The organism is Paludibacterium sp. (assembly GCF_019232825.1).
GTDB lineage: Bacteria > Pseudomonadota > Gammaproteobacteria > Burkholderiales > Chromobacteriaceae > Paludibacterium.
Map to the genome: position 1 here is coordinate 1 of NZ_JAFAND010000148.1, position 2810 is coordinate 2810.

At 61.5% G+C, this 2810-nt stretch carries 5 protein-coding genes; 3 read left to right on the forward strand and 2 right to left on the reverse strand.

The features are described 5' to 3' along the window. On the forward strand, positions 1-507 hold a 507-nt coding region (locus JOZ06_RS19410), incomplete at its 5' end, for an SRPBCC domain-containing protein (RefSeq protein WP_293235481.1). Between the two features lie 80 nt (positions 508-587). Here JOZ06_RS19410 and JOZ06_RS19415 read toward each other — a convergent pair. Continuing rightward, complete coding sequence (locus tag JOZ06_RS19415) at positions 588-1100, reverse strand: hypothetical protein (RefSeq protein WP_293235483.1); 513 nt, start codon at positions 1098-1100, stop codon at positions 588-590. A gap of 177 nt (positions 1101-1277) precedes the next feature. Between JOZ06_RS19415 and JOZ06_RS19420 the strand changes: the two genes are divergently transcribed. Further along, entirely contained in the window at positions 1278-1742 is a 465-nt protein-coding gene (locus JOZ06_RS19420; protein ID WP_293235485.1) for an antitoxin Xre/MbcA/ParS toxin-binding domain-containing protein, read from the forward strand. Continuing rightward, positions 1739-2182 carry an RES family NAD+ phosphorylase gene (locus tag JOZ06_RS19425; RefSeq protein ID WP_293235487.1) on the forward strand — a complete coding sequence of 148 codons (444 nt, stop codon included), beginning with the start codon at positions 1739-1741 and terminating at the stop codon, positions 2180-2182. The genes JOZ06_RS19420 and JOZ06_RS19425 overlap by 4 nt, the downstream gene beginning before the upstream one ends. A 99-nt stretch (positions 2183-2281) precedes the next feature. Here the strand turns inward: JOZ06_RS19425 and JOZ06_RS19430 are convergent, their stop codons facing one another. Further along, complete coding sequence (locus JOZ06_RS19430) at positions 2282-2467, reverse strand: hypothetical protein (protein ID WP_293235489.1); 186 nt, start codon at positions 2465-2467, stop codon at positions 2282-2284. Positions 2468-2810 lie beyond the last annotated feature (343 nt).

Consider the following 2810-nt stretch of genomic DNA (forward strand, 5'->3'; position numbering starts at 1 on the left):
GTCTGTCCACAGCCAGGCGTAACGCACGACGCGTTTTCGGAGAGGGCGATGCAACGATCTCACATGACAGCCGGTACGGCCCGTTCCCTGGTGTTCGAGCGGCTGATGCCTCATCCGCCCGAAAAGATCTGGCGGGCGCTCACGCAATCATGGCTGATGAAGGAATGGCTGATGGAGAACGACTTCGTCGCGGAGGTCGGCCATCGCTTTACCGTCCGTGCGGCGCCGCTTCCCGGTTGGTCCGGGGTGACTCATTGCGAGGTGGTCACCGTGGATGCGCCGCGCCGGTTGGCTTATCGCTGGGGCGATGGCACCGAATCCGTCAACCACCTCGTTACGCTGGTCACGTGGACCCTCGTTCTGCAAAACACTGGAACGCTTGTCCGGATGGAACAATCCGGCTTCGGCCCGGATGACGGCCATAGCTTCGAGCGCATGGGCGGTCGATGGCCCGACATGCTTGCCCGTCTGGATCACGTCGCGGGCGGTGCCGAAACGAATGTTTAGCGGAAATTTCCGTGTCTACCTAAGCGGCCCCCCGTCAATCAGCCGAGCTGATCGACGGGGGGCGCCTAGGGCGTGGTCAGCTATTCGGCTCCCGCCGCCAACGGCGGCGTCGGGTTGGCGCAGTTGGGGTTGCTTAGGCTGGTGTAGCGGCCATAGGCAAAGTCGGCATTGTAGTGAACGCCAGGTGTCGGCGTGCTGCCCCCCAACAAGGAAATCTGCACGGTGTACCAGCCCTGCACGCCGCGCGGCACCACCACCAGCGGCCGAGGGTCGGCTGCGGAGCGACCGAAGTTGCGCCATACCGTGCCATCGGGCGCGACGATGACCACCTGCATTCTCGCGCTTTGATTGAATACATCCAGGCGCAGGCAATACTGCGGCGAGCTGTGAACCTGCAGCACGAACGGCTCGACGCTGCCGCCGGGGTTGGTCGAGCTGGTGGTGACGTTGGCGTGCAGAACCGTGGCATCGCAATTGAGCGACGTGCATGCGCTCGGCGGCGTCCAAATAATGGAGCCCGCCCAGGCCTGGCCCGCCATCAACAGACCCGCGCCTAGCGCGGTGGCAATGCGTCGAGCAAATTGTCGTTTCATGGTGTTCTCCCTGATAAGTCCCGTTTCAAAACAGGCGTCGTGCAGGAAGTATTTGAACCGTTTGGCGGATGCGCCATAGGCCCAAAAGCCAGGGCTGGCCTTTGGGGAAGGGCGCTGGCTTGCGCTTCTATGGCAATTTGCCGATAATAATTCGGCAAATTGCCTAAAGGGATTGCCATGACAATGACTGCTTATGCGCCTGCCTCTGACGAGATCAAGGCAGGGCCGGCCTCTGATCAACTGCCTCGCCTTGGCGAGCTGATCGGCCGGCCGCTGCGCTCTCCCTTGGATCTCGCCAATGCGGTCGAGGAAGGCGTTAAAACGGATGTTGTTGCCCGCTTGCTGGACATTGGACTTGCTCGATCGGAGCTGGATTTTGTCATCCCGGTCCGGACGCTTTCGCACAGAGTTAAGCTGGGTCAGCCGTTGACGCCCGAGGAATCGGGGCGAGCCGTGAGGGTCGCCCATTTGGTGTTCCAAGCGGAGGAAGTGTTTGGTGATGTGCGCCAAGCCGCAGAATGGCTACGCAAGCCGATGCGGCGATTCGAGGGGCGGACGCCACTCGCGTTGGCGCACACCGAGCAAGGCGCGCAACTGGTTGAGCAGGTGCTCGGGCAGGCGCAGGAAGGCTACTTTGCATGATCCTCTGGCGGCTTAGCGCACACAAAGATCTGCAAGGGACAGGCGGTCTCAACTACCCGGGCCGCTGGCATCACGCCGGACGGCCCATCGTGTATTTGGCAGACCATCCTGCCAGCTGCATGTTGGAGGCGTTGGTCCACTTGGAGTGCACGAATCTTCCCGAGACATTCACTTTGCTTAAAGTCGAGGTGCCGGACAACGTCGTACAGGCGCTCGACCTTTCCGCTCTGCATGAGGCGTGGGTAGGCGACCAGGCGCTGACGCAGCGCATCGGCTCGGGCTGGTTGGCCGCGGCGCCTTCCGTTGCGCTGCAAATTCCGAGCGCCATCGTGCCGGAGGGGAAAAATACTCTGCTGAACCCCTTACATCCCGCCGCCGTGCAGTGTCGCATTGTCGATGCGATGTCTGCCTCTTGGGATAAGCGGCTCCGGCCAAATTAGCATGGCGCGGGACCGTGTCTGGGGCATGACGCCCGGCGGGCCCGCCGGGCGTTTAGCAGTAGGGCGCGTTCGCGTAGCAACGCGCCATCTTCCCGACGCCTACGAGCGCATCACGGCTTGCAAATGCTCCAGCTTGTAACTCACTGCCGCCAACAAACTGCGTGCCGCTTCCTGATTGAAGCGTCGCCGAGGCGACGGCGCCATCTGCTGAACCAAACGGTTTACGGTGAACTGGATGTCGCGTAGATCGCGCTCGATAGGGGAGACGGTACGGCGGTGTGCCATAGGTCAAACCCCTTTTTCTTTACATCATGAAGGAGCTGCCGTAAGGAGGCGGCAGGCCGAACGAAGGTTGACGGACCGGGCATGTTAGCCGGTACACCGGCGGGCGGACCCGCCGGTGTCCTTCGTCGGCCCGCCATAGAAAAGCGGATCGACGCGTGATGCGAGCGCAGGTGGGACTCAGCGCTCTAACATGCTTATCGGGGCCGTTGTAGTGGTCTAATGATGGCGGACACCTCGATAGGTGGGATAATCACCTACCGAGGAAAATGACGTGTCTGGAATGCGCAGGAAATTTGATGCCAGCTTCAAGCTGGAAGTAGCAAAGATGGTCAAGGACCAGGGG